Annotated in this window: 11 protein-coding genes; 8 read left to right on the forward strand and 3 right to left on the reverse strand. The window is 63.7% G+C overall.

Translation table 11 applies throughout. The features are described 5' to 3' along the window. Positions 1-255 precede the first annotated feature (255 nt). Positions 256-1,122 (forward strand): hypothetical protein, encoded by an 867-nt coding sequence (locus KP001_RS05030; RefSeq protein WP_217288470.1) that lies wholly within the window; start codon positions 256-258, stop codon positions 1,120-1,122. A 199-nt stretch (positions 1,123-1,321) separates the two neighbouring features. Here KP001_RS05030 and KP001_RS05035 read toward each other — a convergent pair whose 3' ends face one another. From KP001_RS05035 to KP001_RS05045, 3 genes are all read right to left on the reverse strand, one after another. Beyond that, positions 1,322-1,723 carry a bacteriohemerythrin gene (locus KP001_RS05035; RefSeq protein ID WP_217288471.1) on the reverse strand — a complete coding sequence of 134 codons (402 nt, stop codon included), beginning with the start codon at positions 1,721-1,723 and terminating at the stop codon, positions 1,322-1,324. 65 nt (positions 1,724-1,788) lie between these two features. Then, complete coding sequence (locus KP001_RS05040; RefSeq protein WP_217288472.1) at positions 1,789-3,792, reverse strand: cache domain-containing protein; 2,004 nt, start codon at positions 3,790-3,792, stop codon at positions 1,789-1,791. Continuing rightward, positions 3,792-5,171 (reverse strand): sigma-54-dependent transcriptional regulator, encoded by a 1,380-nt coding sequence (locus tag KP001_RS05045; protein ID WP_217288473.1) that lies wholly within the window; start codon positions 5,169-5,171, stop codon positions 3,792-3,794. Before KP001_RS05045 ends, KP001_RS05040 begins: the two co-directional genes overlap by 1 nt. Positions 5,172-5,585: 414 nt before the next feature. On the opposite strand from KP001_RS05045, the gene KP001_RS05050 reads away from it, so the two are divergent. From KP001_RS05050 to KP001_RS05080, 7 genes are all read left to right on the forward strand, one after another. Further along, positions 5,586-5,930, forward strand: a complete 345-nt coding sequence (locus KP001_RS05050; protein ID WP_217288474.1) for a hypothetical protein — start codon at positions 5,586-5,588, stop codon at positions 5,928-5,930. A gap of 63 nt (positions 5,931-5,993) precedes the next feature. Then, positions 5,994-6,470 carry a DUF3124 domain-containing protein gene (locus tag KP001_RS05055; RefSeq protein WP_217288475.1) on the forward strand — a complete coding sequence of 159 codons (477 nt, stop codon included), beginning with the start codon at positions 5,994-5,996 and terminating at the stop codon, positions 6,468-6,470. Between the two features lie 33 nt (positions 6,471-6,503). Beyond that, complete coding sequence (locus KP001_RS05060; protein ID WP_239027896.1) at positions 6,504-9,224, forward strand: cation-translocating P-type ATPase; 2,721 nt, start codon at positions 6,504-6,506, stop codon at positions 9,222-9,224. 12 nt (positions 9,225-9,236) lie between these two features. Beyond that, positions 9,237-11,216 carry a monovalent cation:proton antiporter family protein gene (locus tag KP001_RS05065; RefSeq protein ID WP_217288476.1) on the forward strand — a complete coding sequence of 660 codons (1,980 nt, stop codon included), beginning with the start codon at positions 9,237-9,239 and terminating at the stop codon, positions 11,214-11,216. A 286-nt stretch (positions 11,217-11,502) separates the two neighbouring features. After that, positions 11,503-14,007, forward strand: a complete 2,505-nt coding sequence (locus KP001_RS05070) for a glycogen/starch/alpha-glucan phosphorylase (RefSeq protein WP_217288477.1) — start codon at positions 11,503-11,505, stop codon at positions 14,005-14,007. 153 nt (positions 14,008-14,160) lie between these two features. After that, positions 14,161-14,658, forward strand: coding sequence for a chemotaxis protein CheW (locus KP001_RS05075; RefSeq protein WP_217288478.1), 498 nt, complete (start codon positions 14,161-14,163; stop codon positions 14,656-14,658). 339 nt (positions 14,659-14,997) lie between these two features. Then, positions 14,998-17,139 carry a PKD domain-containing protein gene (locus KP001_RS05080; protein ID WP_217288479.1) on the forward strand — a complete coding sequence of 714 codons (2,142 nt, stop codon included), beginning with the start codon at positions 14,998-15,000 and terminating at the stop codon, positions 17,137-17,139. Positions 17,140-17,275: the final 136 nt, after the last annotated feature.

Here is a 17,275-nt window from a genome sequence, read left to right on the forward strand (position 1 = left end):
TTCAATTACTGTACTTGTTGTGATGGGAGCCTGCCTTGGCTCCCATTTTTTTGGCCACGACGGCTGCGTCGCGGGCGTTGCCGGCCCGCATCCTTTAGCTGGCGGAAGGGGCGCACCCGGCCGCCGTCACCCCCTTCGTGCCAATTTGATGTATGCGATTTGCCCCTGCTTGTGCTAGGGTAGTCAATTGCCAAGCGGCGGCCGCAACCTCTGAGTATGGCCACGTGAAATACAACTAACGGTAGGTGCCATTTTATGACCTCTGAACATCTTCAAAAGATTTCCGACCGGCTTGCCAGGCTCCACGGTCACGCCTATTTCAGGGTGGAAGAGGGCGCTCTCAAGGAGTGCCTGACCGGTATCATACTCGACGCCGTCGAAGGTGATCTCGCCGAGCAACTCGCCAGCGGTGCCTTCGACCTCGAAGTGAGCGTCGGCATCCAGGAAGGGGATAGCGAGGCGACCGTGGACTTCCGCGTCGACCGTCCCGGCGTCGTCTACCGTGCCGACGCTCTCGTTTCGCGCCTGAGCGTCCCCGGCCTGGAGGACCTGGCCCGGTACCTCGAGCATCTGGCCAATCAGGCCGAGGTTGCCCCGGTGGTCGAGGAAAAGGGAGGCGCAGGCAACATAGTGCGCAAAAGCCAGGATCACGATCACCACGAGAAGGAGGCGGCCGCGGCGCGGCTCAAGGTCACTCCGCAGTGGCTGAAGAGCGTGGTTCCCTGCACCGACTACAGTTACGACGAGATTGACGGCAAGAAATACATCCGGGAGTACTACTGGTCCCGCGAACTGATCGAGCGGCTGTTCAAGATCAAGACGAGCAAGACCACGCCAGAGGACCTGCAGTACGTGGCGAAGGAATGCTGTGACGGCGATGCCGAGTGGGCGCGCGAACTGATCGCCCGGCTCAAGTCGCCCAACCGTCCCGAGCCGCAGCAAAAGGAGCAGCAAAAGAACCAGCCGCAGAGGGAAAAGGAGAAGGGTGCGGCCCAGCAGCAGGCGAAGCCCGCGGCAGGGGATCGTCCCCGCGGCCGATCCCGGCACAGGAAGTCCTTCAGGCAGGGAAAGGATGGCGCCCGCAAGGGCGAAGGCGCAGCCGACGCGAAGAAACCGTCTTAACCCTACCTCTGCGTGTCTCGTTCCTGGTTCCCTTCCCCTCGTGAGGTTGAGGGAATGCGGACGCCAGGGCGATAAGTTCAACCCAGGAGAGCAAAATGAAAAAGGTCCTCCTCGCCGCGCGAGGGGGACCTTTTCGTTAATGCCGGTGGAGTGCGGGGATGACCCCTTCGCAGCATCCTTTCTTGAGGTGAAAAATGCCTTACTGCTCGCGCAGGTAGCGGGCGAAGGCGGTATCCACCCTCTTGATGTGCTGGATGAGCCAGTCGGCGAGGGTCCTGTTGGTCTGGATCACCAGGGGGAGGGTCGCCCCTTCGTCGCGAAAGGAACGGGTCAGCTTGTCCACGTTGGCCATGAAGCTGACGTGCTGTGACTTGTGCGCGGGGTAGTCGGGATAGTTGCTGCGCTTTTGCAACTCCTCCTCTGCGGCGAAGTGCTCCTTCACGTACTCCTCGAGAAAGAGCAGCAGCTTCAGGACTTCCTCGTTCCCTTTCCCCTCGTTGCAGGCACTCAGCAGGCGATCGAACCTCCTGAAGATTTCCTTGTGCTGGTCGTCGATCTCGTTGACGCCGATGGCCAGATCGCTGGTCCACTCGATGTTCATTGTCGTGCTCCTTTTTTTTATTGTGTGGTCGTGAGGCGGACCTACGTCGTAGCTTGTGTGCTCCGTCAATCAGTCACCGCGGGGGCGAGAAGGTCCACCCCCGGCAGTTCTATCTCGAAGCAGGTTCCCGTCCCCGGGGTGCTCGACACCCTGATGTCCCCGCCGTGGTCCTTCACGATGCCGTAGGAAACCGAGAGGCCAAGGCCGGTGCCGGTGTCCTTGGTGGTGAAAAAGGGGGTGAAGATCTTCTCGAGGTGCTCGGGAGATATACCCTTGCCGGTGTCGCGGATCTCCACGATGCAGCCGTTGCCCGGGCCGTGCCGGCGGGTGGTGAGCCGCAGGGTGCCCCCGTCCGGGAGCATGGCCTGCACCGCGTTCAAAATGATGTTGCTGAACACCTGTCGCAACTGGTCGGTGTCGCCGGTGACCGGCCCCAGGTTCAGGTCGTACTCCCATTTCACCGACACCGCGTCCATGGGGACCTGGTGCCTGATCTGCGCAACGATGTCGTCCAGCACCTCGTGCACCATGAACTGCCGGTGGTTCAAGGATTTCTGGCGCGCGAAGGTCAGGAGGTTGCCCACGATCTTCGCCATGCGCTCGGTCTGCTGGCTGATGATATCGACCTCTTCGCGGTTTGGGTGTTCGTTGGGGAGGCACATCTCCAGAACCTCGGTGTTGCCGCGGATGATGGCCAGCGGCGTGTTGATCTCGTGCGCCACGCCTGCCGCGACGATGCCGAGGTCTGCCAGTTTCTCGGCGCGGGCCAAGTCCGCCTGGGTCTGGGCGAGGAGCTTGGTCTTGTCGGAGAGCTGCGCGGTGCGCTCCTCGATCTTCAGCTCCAGGGCGCGGTGCAAAAGACCTATCTCCGCCTCCTGGCGCCCGAGCGCCCGGGTCATCAGGTTGAACGCCTCGGCGAGGTCTCCGACCTCGTCGGTCGACTCCACCTCGATCTGCAGATCGCGCTCGCCGCGCGCAACCCGGTGCGCCAGTTTCTCCAGCTCCTTGATCGGGCGCGCCAGCAGGGTGCCGATGAAGCCGGATACGGCGATACCGATCAGCGAGGTGACGAAGAGCACCAGGTACAGGATGGAGTTGACGCTTTTTTGCATGTGGGTGTACGGCTTTTCCAGCATCCCCACGTAGAGCGAGCCGATCGCCTTCCCCTGCAGGTCGATGATCGGTTCGTAGGCGGTGAAGTACCAGTCGTTGACCACGAAGGCGCGGCCGATCCACTTCTTCTTGTCCTGGATCACCTGCTTGTAGACCTGCTCCGAGACCCTGGTCCCGATCGCCCTGGCGCCGTCGGTGGTGCGCACGTTGGTCGCTATGCGGGTGTCGCCGAGGAAGATGGTGGCACTCCCCACGTCGGTTCCCTTGAACTGGACCCCCTCGTAGACGATCTCCTTGATCTTGTCCACCAGGGCGTTGTTGTTGTTGAGGAGAATCCCCCCGTAGAGCGCGCCGATCACGGTGCCGGAGTTGTTCTTGAGCGGGAAGGCCGAAACCATGATCATCCCGGAGCGCTCGGTCTTGTCGGCGCGCGGGCGTGCGTGCGGGGTGGACACGAGCGGGATGGTGGCGCGGTTGGTGAGGGAGATCCCTTCCTTGCCGAGCTCTTCCGGGGTGAGTACCGTGGTCCCGGCGACGGCGATTCCTTTGAGCGCCTGTTGCACGAAGTAGGAGGACTGGCGGTCCCCCTTGAGCTGCGGACTGTGGGCGCGGTAGAGCACCTTGCCGGAAGCGTCGACGGCGGTGAGTATGTCGAGATGCTTGTTCTCCATCCGGCTGCGCAAGAGCAACTGGATGTTCTTCTCGCCGGCCACGATGGAGTTGGAGTTGTAGGGATTGGTCGCCGTCAGGTCCATCAGCTCGCGGATCCGCTCCAACTCGTTTCGGTACACCTCGCGTGCGGAGTTGAGGTCGGTGCGGACCTTCTCCTGGGCCTGGCTTGCGATCTTGTCGTTGATGATGTAGAGGCCGGCCAGGGAGCAGATGAAGAAGGCGACGAAGAGGGGGGCGACGGAGCCGACGGTGAGCTTGGCCCGGATCGGGAAACGCCTTAACATCAGCGCGCTCCCTCGTCTTCCAGCCCGTACTCCTCGATCTTGCGGTCCAGGGTGCGCCTGGCGATCTCGAGGATCTTCGCGGCGCGGCTCTTGTTGTTGCCGGAGGCCTTCAGCACGTGCAGGATATGCTCCCGCTCCACGGTCTCCAGCGAGACCAGGCGCTTGCCGCCGTCCTGTTTCGCTTCCGGGAGCTGGGGGGGGGTGCGCCAGACCGGCAGGGTCTCGGCGGTGATGGTGCTGCCGCGGGTGAGGATGGCCGCGCGTTCGATGGCGTTCTCAAGCTCGCGGATGTTGCCGGGCCAGTTGTAGGACTTCAGAAGCTGCATGGCCTCGCGGGTGAAGTCGCTGATGTCCCGCTTCATGCGGGAGGCGTACTTGGCCAGGAAGTGCCGTGCCAAAAGCTCGATGTCATCGCCGCGGTCCCGCAGGGGGGGAAGGTGCAGCGAGATCACGTTCAGCCGGAAGAAGAGGTCCTCGCGGAAGCGCTTTTGGCGCACCTCCTCCTCGAGATCCTTGTTGGTCGCCGCCAGGAAGCGGATGTCCACGCTCTTCGCCTTGGTGTCGCCAACGGGGATGAAGTCCCCCTCCTGCAGCACGCGCAGAAGTTTCGCCTGGATGGCGGGGCTCATGTCGCCCACCTCGTCCAGAAACAGCGTGCCGTGGTTGGCGGCCTCCAGGAGCCCCTTCTGCGCGGTGATGGCCCCGGTGAAGGCGCCCTTGACGTGCCCGAAGAGCTGGCTTTCCAAAAGGGTGTCGGAAAGGGCGGCGCAGTTGATGGTGAGGAAGCGCTCCTTGGCCCTCGGGCTGTTGTTGTGGATCAGGCTCGCGACCAGCTCCTTCCCGGTGCCCGATTCCCCGAGGATCACCACGTTGGACTCGCTCTGGGCCACCAGCATGGCCATGTCGTGAACGCGCCTGAAGGTTTCGGAGGAGAAGATGAGCGGGGTCGTTGCGGACGGGATCCCCAACTCGTCCTTGAGCGCGATGTTCTCCTTGAGAAGTTCCTTGCGCTCCAGGACCTTTTCCAGGATGCCGAAGATCTTTTCCTTGGGGAAGGGCTTGGTGACGTAATCGTAGGCGCCCAGTTTCATCGCCTCGATGGCGGAGTTTATGGAGGCGTAGGCGGTCATCATGACCACCGGAACGTCCAGCTTCATCCTCTTCACGCGCTGCAGTATTTCCAGACCGTCCAGGTCGGGCATCTTCACGTCGAGGAGCATCAGGTCGCCGTCGTCAAGTCCCCGGTTCTCCAGGCAGTTCATCAGGGAGGTGCCGGAGCTGAATACCTCGAGCTCCAGCCCCTTGGCCGATAGAATCTTGCTCAGGTACCTGAGGATCTCGACCTCGTCGTCGCAAATGATCACCTTGCCGTTATACATAATTCTCTGTCACCTGTCGTCTTGGGGAGGCTGCGCCTGACCGCGCGCAGCGGCGCGCACGTGGGCCGCCCCGGATTCTGTAAACACCGGATCACTATCTTTCGCCGGAGGCTTGGTTGTCAAGGGAAAACCTGTTCAGGCGCGGATCTTGCGCCAGTCCCCGCACTGCGCTACACTTCCCCGTCTCTTGACGGGAGGAGGCGGTGGGGAGGAGCGCCGCGGTAAACTCTGGATCAGCAACTGTGGTTGCTGTTCGATGCTACTGTGGCACTGTCTCAGTATCCCGTTCGGCCGCAAAGGTCTAGATAATACCATTTTATCCTCTCGATAACCATATCCAGAATGAATTATGTTATTGTCATCCGGACCGCGAAGAAGTCATTGCTACAAAAATAACAACAGCCGGGAGCTTTCATGATTTTTTTTGCTATTCTCTGTAAGGCGGTCGTGTGGATCGTGGTTTTCCGTTCCGCACTCAAGGCGGACGGGCGCGGAATGCTGCTATGGGCATCTGCCAGTGCCGTCATCCTGACATTGGTGGACAGCTTCAGTGTCGCGGCGAACCTGCGCCTTTCCGCGCACCTGCTCACCCTGTTCCTTTATCTGCTTATGGCATTCATCCTCATCCCCGTTGCCTGGAAGATGCGTAACGGTCTCGTCTCTGCTGCGTGCGGGGTGGCCGGGGCGCTGGGCGCCTTGGCCGGGGTGAACTTCGTCATGGATCTGTTGCGCGGCCTGGTGCCGTTTCTGAACCGCTAGCCGTCACCCACGCCTGAATACCGCTCCGGTCGCCCGTGCCGGGTGAGAGAGATGGAGGATCCCATGCGCCTTACCGTGTCATTGTTGCTGCTTTTCCTGGTCGCCGTGCCCGCTTCCGGCTGGTCGGCCTCCGATCAGATCCACCTTTCCAAGGGACAGACGGTGTACGTCCCCGTCTACTCGAATGTTTTCAGCGGGCCGCGCAGTCTGCCGTATCAACTGGCCGCGACTCTCAGCATTAGGAACACCGACATGGACTCCTGGCTGCGCATCACCTCCATCGACTACTACGACACAAGCGGGAAGCTCCTGCGCCGCTACCAGGACAAGCCGCTCTCCATCGCGCCGATGGCCAGTACCTACGTCCACATCGAGGAGAAGGACGTGGCTGGCGGTTTCGGCGCCAATTTCATCGTGAAGTGGCAGTCCGACCGCACCATCAACGCACCCATCATCGAATCGGTCATGATAGGCGCCACTTCCGGACAGGGGATTTCCTTCGTCAGCCCCGGACAGGTGATCCGTCCGGGCATCAGGTAGTCCGCCGCCGCAGGCCTTTTCGGGAGGAGAGCCGTGATCGCATCGGGGAACGGCCAGCGCACCCCCCCTGACCATCCAGCGCAGCTTCAGGTCCCCTGGCACAGCCTCGAGCCGGGAGAGGTCTGCGACCGCTTGGAAACCGGCGCGGGGGGGCTCGACCATGCCGAGGCGGCGCGGCGGCTCGCCCGCTTCGGCCCCAACGAACTGACTGCCGCAAAGCCGCTCTCGCCCTGGCCCGTCTTTTTCCGGCAGTTCAAAAACGTCCTCATCGTCATCCTGTTCATCGCGTCACTCCTCTCGGCATTCCTGGGGCACGCCGTCGAGGCGCTCACCATCGCCGTCATCGTCATTTTCGCGGCGCTGCTCGGGTTCGTTCAGGAGTACCGGGCGGAACGCGCCCTGGAGGCGCTGCGCCGCATGGCGGCGCCGGATGCCGCCGTACTGCGGGGGGGGGACGAGGCGACGGTGCCGGCCCGGGACCTCGTGCCCGGCGACCTGCTCCTTTTGCGCCCCGGCGACCGGGTCGCCGCCGACGTCAGGCTCACCGAGGCGTTCAACCTGCAGCTCGACGAGGCGGCGCTGACCGGCGAGTCGCTTCCCGTCGACAAGGGGGGAGGAGCCGTGTTCTCCCCGGAAACCCCGCTCGCCGAGCGCAGCAACATGGCCTACGCCGGCACGGTGGTGAGCTACGGCCGCGGTGCGGGGGTCGTGGTCGCCACCGCCATGCAGACCGAGTTTGGCAGCATCGCCCGGATGATCTCCGGCATCGAGACCGGGAGGACGCCGCTGCAGGAAAATCTGGACCGGGTGGGAAATCTCCTGGCCCGCGCCGCCCTCATCGCGGTCGCCGTCATCGTCGCCGGCGGGCTGCTGCGCGGCGAACCGTTCGTCGGCATGCTCCTCTTCGGCATCGCGCTGGGGGTTGCCGCGGTACCCGAGGCGCTCCCCGCCGTGGTCACCATCTCCCTCGCCCTGGGGGTGCAGCGCATGGTCAAGCGCCACGCCCTGATGCGGCGCCTGGCCGCCGTGGAAACCCTGGGGAGCACCACCGTGATCTGCTCGGACAAGACCGGGACGCTCACCCGGGACGAGATGACCGTGCGCAGCCTCTACTGCGCCGGCGCATGGTACGACGTATCCGGCGCAGGCTACGCCCCTGAAGGCGAATTTTATTTACAGGGGAACGTGGTCCCCCCCTCCGCCGCACTCGCCGAACTGCTACGCGTGGGAGTCCTGGCCTGCGACGCCAGGGTGGTGTGGGATGAGCCCTCCGGGCGCTGGTCGGCGCAGGGGGACCCCACCGAGGCGGCCCTCGTGGTTGCCGCAGCCAAGGCCGGTCTGTCCCAGGCTGAGCTCGCCGCCCGCTGTCCGCGTCGGGACGAGATCCCCTTCAGCTCGGAGCGCAAGCGCATGACGACGCTGCACGGCGAAGGCCCGGTCCTGGTCGCCTGCGCCAAGGGGGCGCCCGAGGTGATCCTCTCCGCGTGTGCCGCAGAACTGACCGGGGAGGGGGAGCGCCCGCTCGACGAGGCCTCTAAAGCGCGCATCTCGGAGGTCGCGCGCGAGATGGCAGCCGGGGCCCTGCGCGTGCTTGCCGTCGCGCGCAAGCGGGGAACCGACCGCGCCGGGGCCGAGACCGGGATGACCCTGCTCGGCCTGGTGGGGATGATCGATCCGCCCCGTCCCGAGGCCCGCGCCGCCATCGGCATCTGCCGGGAGGCGGGGATCCGGCCGGTCATGATCACCGGGGACCATCCGGTCACCGCCGCCGCGGTGGCGCGCGAACTCGGACTTCTGGGAGAGGGGCGTGTCGTCACCGGCGCCGAACTGGAGGCGATGGATGATCCCGCCCTGGAGCGTGAGGTCGCCGATATCCGGGTCTACGCGCGGGTTTCCCCGGCACACAAGCTCCGGGTCGTCGCCGCCCTGCAAAAGAACGGGGAGGTGGTCGCCATGACCGGCGACGGGGTCAACGATGCCCCTGCGCTCAAGAAAGCGGACATCGGCATCGCCATGGGCATCACCGGCACCGCGGTCAGCAAGGAGGCCGCCGCCATGATCCTGACCGACGACAACTTCGCCTCCATCGTGGCCGCGGTGGAGGAGGGGCGCGCGATCTTCGACAACATCAAGAAGTTCCTGATGTACCTCCTGTCTTCGAACATCGGCGAGATCGGCCTCATGATGGGTGCCATGCTGGCCGGTCTGCCGCTCCCCCTGGGTGCGGTGCAGATCCTGTACGTGAACCTGGCCACCGACGGTCTCCCCGCCCTGGCGCTCGCGGTCGATCCGGCTGACCCCGGCCTCATGCGCCGTCCCCCCAGGGACCCCTCGCGCGGCATCTTCGATCGCTTCGTCGTGACGCTGATCCTGGTGGGCGGGGGCTGGTCCGCGCTGGTGAACCTTGCGCTTTTCGCATGGGCCCGCGCGTCCGGGCGTTCCGATGCGGAGGCCATGACGGTGACCTTCGTGTCGCTGGTGCTGATCCAGTTTTTCAACGCGTACAATTTCCGCTCGGACCGCGATTCCGCCTTCAGGCGCCCCTTCGCCAACCGGTGGCTGAACCGCGCCATCCTCTGGGAGATCTGCCTGCTGCTGGTGGTGGTCTACCTGCCGGTACTGCACCGCCCCTTCGGGACCTTTTCCTTGACACCCCTCGATTGGGGCTTCATCATCCTGGCTTCGGGATCGATCGTCCCGGTCCTTGAGCTGACCAAGTGGCAAGCGCGGCGCCGTGGCGCCGCGTGCATATAAAAGCGAGGTTTCATGGATTTTCACGCTCTGCGCGACATCGTCGTTCTCTTCGGCCTAGCCCTTTTTACCGTGGTAGTGCTGCGCAGGTTCAAGCTTCCCTCCATCATCGGCTTCCTCATCACCGGATTTCTGGCCGGCCCCTATGCCCTGGGCTTCATCAGGAACACCCACCAGGTCGAGCAGATGGCCGAGTACGGCGTGGTGCTCCTTTTGTTCACCATCGGCATCGAGTTGTCCTTGAAGGAGCTGATGCGCATCCGCCACATGGTCCTCCTGGGGGGCGGGTTGCAGCTAGTCCTCACCATCGCCGTGGTTGCCGTTTTGGGCTCCATGGGAGGGTTCCCGTTCCCCCAGGCCGTCTTCTTCGGCTTCCTGGTGGCGCTCTCGTCCACCGCCATCCTGATGAAGCTGATGATGGACGCGGGCGAAATGGACACCCCCCAGGGGAAAGCCGCACTCGGCATACTGATCTTCCAGGATCTCTGCATCGTCCCCCTGATGCTCTTCACCCCCTTCCTCGCCGGCGGCGGCAAGGGACTCGCCGACATCGCCGTGGTCTCGGCCAAGGCGGTGGCCGTCATCGTCGGTGCCCACTACGGCGCCCGTTTCGCGGTCCCCTGGCTCTTCGAGCAGGTGGTGAAGACCAGGAGCCGCGAGCTCTTCGTCCTCTCCATCATCTTCGTCGGCATGGGAACCGCGTGGGTCACGGCGCAGGTGGGGCTCTCGCTCGCGCTGGGGGCCTTCATCGCCGGGCTCGCCATCTCGGAGTCGGAGTACAGCCACCAGGCGCTCAGCGACATCATGCCCTTCCGCGAGGCCTTCATGAGCCTCTTTTTCATCTCGGTCGGGATGCTGCTGAAGCCTGCCATCCTCTTCAAGTTCCCGCTCCTTTTGCTCGGCCTGGTGCTTTCCATCATCGTGGGGAAGGCGCTGCTCACCTCCGCGGTAGGGATCGCCCTCGGGCTCCCCATGCGCATCGCCCTCATAGCCGGACTTTCCCTGGCCCAGATCGGTGAATTCTCCTTCGTTTTGTCCAGCAGCGGCCTGAAGTACGGCCTGCTCACCCCGGAAACCTACCAGCTTTTCCTGGGTGCCTCCATCGCCACCATGGCGCTCACCCCGCTGTGCATGAAGCTGGCGGGGCCGGTATCCGACTTCATGACCGCCACCCTGCCGCACTCATGGACCCGCGGCCGGAGCAGCCTGGCGCAAAACGGCGGGAAGGTCGGCTACCGGGACCACGTCATCATCGTCGGCTACGGCGTCAACGGCAAAAACCTGGCGCGCACCCTGAAGAACCTGGAGATCCCGCGCGTCATCGTCGAGACCAACCCCTTCACCGTGCGCAGCCTGAGAAGGGAAGGGGAGGAGATCATCTTCGGCGACGCCTCCAAGCCGGAGATCCTGGAGCACGCCGGAATCCTCGACGCCCGCATCGTGGTGGTCGCCATCTCCGACGCCGCGGCCAGCCGCCGCATCGCCGCGCAGGCCAGGTCCATGAACCCTTCCATTCACGTCATCGTGCGCACCCGCTACCTGCTGGAGATGGAGCCCCTGTTCCGGCTCGGCGTGAACGAGGTGATCCCGGAGGAATTCGAGACCTCGGTGGAGATCCTGTTCCGCGTGCTGAAGCGGTTCCTGATCCCGCAAGACGTGATAGAAGATTGCATCGCCGAGGTCAGGCGCGACGGTTACGACATGCTGCGCAGCGTGAGCAAACGCCACAGCCATGCCGTCGGCATCGCCGGGTTCCTCTCCGGCGCCGAGATCGGGAGCTTCAGGGTGCGCAGGAACGCGCCCATGGAGGGCGAGAGACTCAGCGGGGGGATGCTTCGTTCCCAATCCGGAGCCACCGTCGTGGCCATCAAGAGGGGAGACGACATCGCCGCCAACCCCGATCCGGTATGGGAGTTCCAGGAAGGGGACATCGTGCTCCTCCTGGGGACCCCCGAGCAGATGCGCGCCGCCGCCAAGCTGTTCGAGCCGGCCTGAGGCTGCGCCTTCCCTCACCCGGCCTGCGGCCACCCTCTCCCAGGGGGAGAGGGTACATCATCCGGCCAAGCCCCTCTGCCGCAGAGGTTCCTGGCAGATTCACGTCCGCGCCCCTCTGTTGCAGAGTGGTTATCGTCAACGCCCCCTCTCCCTCAGGGAGAGGGCTGGGGTGAGGGCTGGGGTGAGGGCTGGGGTGAGGGAACTGCTTCAGCTAAACGTTTATGCTGCCGAAAGAGGTACAATGTATCGCCGTCAACCTAACCCCCCGCGAAAGGAGTTCTCGCTTATGCACGACAACGAAAAGAATATCCTTTGCCCTCAGAACGTCAGCGAGCTGGAGGCGCTCCCCATGGACGCCGAAGGCCTGGTCAAGGATTTCGTACATCATTACTTTCACCACCTGGGGCGCGACAAGTACTGCCGCAACATCCGCTACCACTACCAGGCCGTCGCCTATACCATCCGCGAGCGCCTGATCGAACGCTGGAACAACACCCGCTACGCCTACATCAACGCCAATACCAAGACCGGCTACTACCTTTCCCTGGAGTTCCTGATGGGGCGGGCCCTGGGCAACGCCGTGCTCAACCTCGGGCTCGACGAGCCGGCCGCGGAGGCGATGCAGCAGCTCGGGCTGCACCTGGAGGAACTGGCCGACCAGGAGATCGACGCGGGCCTGGGCAACGGCGGCCTTGGGCGTCTCGCCGCCTGCTTCCTGGACAGCTGCGCGACGCTGCAGCTCCCGGTGATGGGGTACGGCATCCGCTACGAGTACGGCATGTTCCGCCAGCGCATCGAGGACGGACGGCAGGTCGAGGAGCCGGACCACTGGCTGCGCGACGGCAACCCGTGGGAGATGGAGCGCCCCGAGTACACCCAGCGGGTCCGCTTCGGCGGGCGCTGCGAGACCAGGCGCAACGACGACGGCACCGTGAGCTACTGCTGGCTCGACACCCACGACGTGCTCGCCGTTCCCTACGATCTCCCCATTCCGGGCTACCGCAACGGGACCGTCAACACGCTGAGGCTCTGGAAGGCCGCCGCCACCGACGTCTTCGACCTCGAGGAGTTCAACGCCGGGAGCTACACCGAGTCCGTCGCCATGAAGAACGAGGCGGAAAACATCACCATGGTGCTCTACCCCAACGACGCCAGCGAAAACGGCAAGGCCCTCCGGCTCAGGCAGCAGTACTTCCTGGCCTCGGCGAGCCTGCAAGACGTCCTGCAGCGCTGGATCTCGCGCCAGGGCAAGACCTTCGAACTCTTCGCCGAGCGCAACTGCTTCCAGTTGAACGACACCCATCCGAGCTGCGCCGTCCCGGAACTGATGCGCCTGCTCATGGACGAACAGGGGCTCTGCTGGGACGAGGCGTGGCAGATCACCACCCACACCATGGCCTACACCAACCACACCCTCCTCCCCGAAGCGCTGGAGAAGTGGTCCGTGCCGCTGTTCAGGCAGCTTTTGCCGCGCCTTTTGGAGATCATCCTGGAGATCAACGCCCGCTTCCTGGGCGAGGTCGCCAGCCGCTGGCCCGGTGACAGCGACCGTCTGCGTAACATGTCCATCATCGAGGAAGGGGAGGTGCAGCAGGTACGGATGGCCTACCTCGCCATCGTCGGAAGCTTCTCGGTGAACGGCGTGGCCGCCCTGCACTCGGAACTCCTGGTGCAGGGGCTGTTCCGCGATTTCTACGAACTGTGGCCGGAGAAGTTCAACAACAAGACCAACGGCGTCACGCCGCGCCGGTGGCTGGCCCGCTGCAACCCCGGTCTCACCAGTCTGCTCGCCTCCAGGATTGGCGACGGCTTCGTGGCCGACCTCTCGAGGATCTCCGAGGCGGTACGCTACGCCGACGACCCCGGTTTCCGCAAGGATTGGCACGCCGTGAAAAGGGGCAACAAGGAGCGGCTGGCGGCCCTGGTGCAGGAGCAGTGCGGCGTCACCTTCAACCCCGACAGCCTCTTCGACGTCCAGGTGAAAAGGATCCACGAATACAAGCGCCAGCTCTTGAACGTCCTGCACGTGATCCACCTCTACGACCGGATCAAACGCGGCGACACCGAGCCCTGGACCGACCGCTGCGTGCTGATCGGGGGCAAGGCGGCGCCCGGCTACTACATGGCCAAGCTGATCATCAAGCTGATCAACAACGTGGCCCGCGTGGTGAACGACGACCCGGTGGTGGGGGGGCGGCTCAAGGTCGCCTTCCTCCCCAACTACCGCGTTACCGCGATGGAGGTGATCTGCCCCGGCACCGACCTCTCCGAACAGATCTCCACCGCGGGCAAGGAAGCCTCAGGCACCGGCAACATGAAATTCATGATGAACGGCGCCATCACCATAGGCACCCTGGACGGCGCCAACATCGAGATCCGCGAAGAGGTGGGGGACGAGAACTTCTTCGTCTTCGGCCTCACTGCCGAGGAGGTGGAGCGGGAGCGCCGCAACTACAACCCCGCCGGCATCGTGGCCGCCGACCCCGACCTGGAGCGGGTCATGCAGCTTCTGGCCAGCGGGCATTTCAACATGTTCGAGAAGGGGATCTTCGACCCCATCGTGAAGGCGATCCTGAGCCCGCACGATCCCTGGATGGTCGCCGCCGACTTCCGCAGCTTCGTGAGGGCGCAGAGGAAGGCGGCCGAGACCTACCAGGACCGCGAGGCGTGGACCCGGATGAGCATCGTCAACAGCGCCAGGAGCGGCAAGTTCTCCACGGACCGGACCATCTCCGAATACAACGAGGGGATATGGCACCTCCGCGCAGTGGATCCGGGCGCCGGGAGCTAGCCCCGGGTGTCAACTTCTCCTCAAGATTCTTTCGTGGCTGCCGATACGTCCCACAAAGTATCGCGAGATACACCATGTGACAGCGGCAACCTTGTGCAGACCGCACGTCAGGAAGCTAGTTGAGAGATAGATCCAGAAAACCCGGAGGAATAAATGTCTACCGCGAATTTGCCGATTAAAAAGGGTGAGTCGAGCAGCGAACTGATCCAGCTGGTGAGCTTCAACCTGGGCGCCGAAGAGTATGCCGTCGAGGTGCTCAAGGTGCGCGAGATCATCAGGATGACCCCGATCACCCATATCCCGAACACCCCTCCAAGCGTGGAGGGGATCATAAACCTGCGCGGCAAGGTCATACCCATCATCTCGCTCAGGAACAGGTTCGGCATGTGCAGCACCGATGATGACCAGCACACCCGGATCATGGTCATGGACATCGACGGAAAGCTCATGGGGTTCATCGTCGACGGTGTATCCGAGGTCATCAGGATTGCCAGCGGCGAGATCCAGCCCCCGCCCAGCATCGCCGCCGGCGGCGTGGACCAGGACTTCATCTGCGGCGTCATCAAACACGGCGAGCAGTTGCTGCTCATGCTGCAGCTCGACCGGATGTTCACCAGCGCCGAGCAGGATGCCTTCTCAAGCTTCGGTTAGCCGTCCCGCCGTATCTCACCTGAACCATAAGAGGGGAGGAAGCTTAGTCTTCCTTCCCTCTTGGCATCCAGTCCCCTTTCCCCCGTTTTGAAATCCGTCCTGCGTCATGACACCGAAGCCTCTGCCGCGGCGCCATCGTCACACACCCCCCTTTGGGTGTTTAAAAAAATTAGATTATTTAAATTGAAGTTGACAGATTAGCTAGTTTTAAAATATAGTCGCCGTCATCTTGACGCCGACGGGTGGTGCGAATCGTCGCTGCCGATCTTTCTCGCAGCTTGCAGCACAGGCTTGTGCCATCTCGAAGGTCATCAGAAACCACTTCAAGGAGGGTTCAAGATGTCCCGAAAAGGATCGACCGCTTTTCCAGCAGTATCGCTTCTTCTGTCAATCTCCTGCGTGTCTCCTGTCACAGCTGCCGATTTGGTGGTCAATGGCGGGGTGCAGACACTGTCAGGTGAGCAGAGCTTCGACAACGTGAGCGTTGTCAACGGCGGCAAGTTGTATGTAGAGCCGTACAACGGCGCGACCGGCGGCTACCTGAAGCTCAAGGCGAGCAAGGTCGTCGTTGACGCCACCTCGGCGATCATAGCCGACGCGCGGGGCTACCGGGGGGCGTTCAACAGCAACGGTGAAGGCCCGGGAGCCGGCCGCATCGGGAGCACCGATGGCGGCGGTGGCGGAGCCTACGGCGGCAAAGGCGGCAACGGCGTCAGCGACGGGGGGTGGAGGGTCGACGGTCTCGGCGGCACCCCGTACGGGAGCGTGGATACGCTCAGCATCGAAATGGGATCCGCCGCCGGGGCAGCGGGCTACGTGGACTACGCGTACAACAACGGCGGTTACGGCGGCAATGGTGGCGGCGCGCTCTGGATCGAGGCTGAAACCATAAATAACGCAGGTACCATCAGCGCAAACGGCGAAGACGGCAAGATTTACTACAACGATTCCACCGGCGGTGGCGCGGGGGGCGGCATTCTCCTCTACGGCGGCACCATCGTCAACACCGGCAGCCTCAAGGCCAACGGCGGTGGAGGCGGTACCATCGGGTGCGGCACGCCGGGCATGTGCGGGCAGGACGACGGCGGCGGCGGTGGTGGCGGTGGCAGAATCAAAATCTTCTACGGCTCCCTGCAGAACACGGGAACGGTTTCAGTCGCCGGTGGCAGAGGCGGGGTCTACGCGGCAGCTGGGGGCAACGGTACTTTCTTCAGCATCGCCAAGGGAGCTCCCCCCATTGCCAACGCCGGCGCGGACAACTCCCTCAACGAAGGGTCGATCGTTGTTCTTGATGGATCGGCCAGCAGCTCCGTGAGCGGTGATCCGTTGTCCTACTCCTGGACCCAGATCGCCGGTACTCCGGTGGCTTTGAACATGGCTGACCCGGTTCATCCCACCTTTGTCGCCCCCCTGGTCTCCGCCGGAGGCAGCACCCTTTCCTTCCAGCTGATCGTCAACGATACCCACTTCCCGAGCGCGCCGGACACGGTGAATATCACGGTCAAAAACGTGAATCATCCGCCGGAGGCAGACGCAGGCGATGACCAGACCGTTGCCGAAAAGTCCGCGGTGCGGCTGGACGCTTCGCGTAGCTGGGATCTCGACGGTGAAACGCTTGCCTACACCTGGCAGCAGGTCGCCGGACCCGTGGTTCCGCTGCCGGAGGAGAATGCAGTGGCTCCGACCTTCATCGCCCCCTCGGTGGGTGTTGAAGGCGCCCGGCTGACCTTCATGGTCACCGCGTTCGACGGGATCGATACCGATACCGACACCGTCGACGTTGTGGTGGAAAACGTGAATCACGCGCCGGTGGCGAACGCCGGCGCGGACCTGACCCGGAACGAGGGGAGCATCGTCACCCTCGACGGGACTGCGAGCAGCGACCCGGACCTCGACCCCCTGAGCTACAGCTGGACCCAGGTGAGCGGCCCCGTGGTGACCCTTTCGGATGCCAGCAGCCCCAATCCGACCTTTACCGCGCCCCTGGTGGGATTGGGCGGCGAGACCATCACCTTCAAACTCGTCGTCAACGACGGCCTCGCGGTCAGCGAACCTGCGGATGAGGTGGCGGTACAGGTCCTCAACGTGAACGATCCTCCCTCCTGCGAACATGCCCAGGCGGCCCCCGGCGCGCTCTGGCCGCCCAACCACAAGCTGGTTCCCGTTACCGTCACCGGCGTCAGTGACCCCGACAACGACAAGGTCATCCTCACCATCACCGGCGTAACCCAGGATGAAACCATCGACGGCCTTGGTGACGGCGATACCAGCCCGGATGCGGTGATCCAGGGCGATAAAGCCCTGCTGCGTGCCGAGCGCTCCGGGACCGGCAATGGCCGCGTCTACCGGATCGGCTTCAGCGCCAACGACGGGCAGGGGGGGGTCTGCAGCGGTTCCGTCTCTGTCGGTGTCCCCCACAGCAGGAGTGCCGGCGATGCCATCGTGGACGACGGGCAGAACTACAACTCTGTCCAGCCGTAACTGTTTGATGCAATGACAGGCTGCAGCTGCGATTGCGGCGGCGGGGCTCCCTCCCGCCGCCGCCTTTTTTTCTGTTTCTTCCTGTGTAAACCCGGTGCCGGACTGTTACAGTCCCCTTCGCCGCGACTGGAGCGTA

This window comes from Geomonas subterranea, from assembly GCF_019063845.1.
Classification (GTDB): domain Bacteria; phylum Desulfobacterota; class Desulfuromonadia; order Geobacterales; family Geobacteraceae; genus Geomonas; species Geomonas subterranea.